This window comes from Parvimonas sp. M20, assembly GCF_035282425.1.
Classification (GTDB): domain Bacteria; phylum Bacillota; class Clostridia; order Tissierellales; family Peptoniphilaceae; genus Parvimonas.
On record NZ_JAYKBQ010000070.1, the window covers coordinates 1 to 569 of the forward strand.

Annotated in this window: 1 protein-coding gene; it reads right to left on the reverse strand. The window is 51.7% G+C overall.

Annotated features, from left to right (window positions below):
- On the reverse strand, positions 1-556 hold a 556-nt coding region (locus VJI93_RS08435; RefSeq protein WP_324009265.1), incomplete at its 3' end, for a tape measure protein.
- Positions 557-569: the final 13 nt, after the last annotated feature.

Sequence of the window (569 nt, forward strand, 5' to 3'; positions counted from 1 at the left end):
TGCCCTCCACAGGCTTGGTGATGTCTACGTTGAAGACCTTGGCGAGCTGCGAAGTAAACTTGGGCAAGAAGTCTGCGCTAAGGACTTCACCCTTCTTCATCAAGTCGCCAAGTTTCTGGGTTGTAACACCCATTGCCTGTGCGCCAATTGCAAAGGCACCAGGGAGACGATCACCTAGCTGTCCACGAAGTTCTTCCGCCTGGACAGTACCCTTAGAGAGCATCTGTTCCATAGCACGGAAAACGCCCTGCGTGTCTTCCACGGACAGACCCAGAATACCTGCTGCCTGCGAGACAGTGGCAAACTGACGATGCGTCTCGTTTAGAATCTGCCCAGAGCTATTTGCCGAGGCCAAAAATCGTGAATAGGTATCCGTCAGGCTGGTAAAGACCTGGCCAGAGTTATTCGCTACATTCCGGACGAAATCGATTTCTACTCCAGCCGCTGCAGAAGAACGAGTAATGGCGGTAAGAGCCTTTTCGGCCTTCTGAATCTGAATAGTGGTATCAATGACCTTAGACGATACGCCATTAATAGCAACGCCAAGGGTAACCATCCCACCTGCTGCA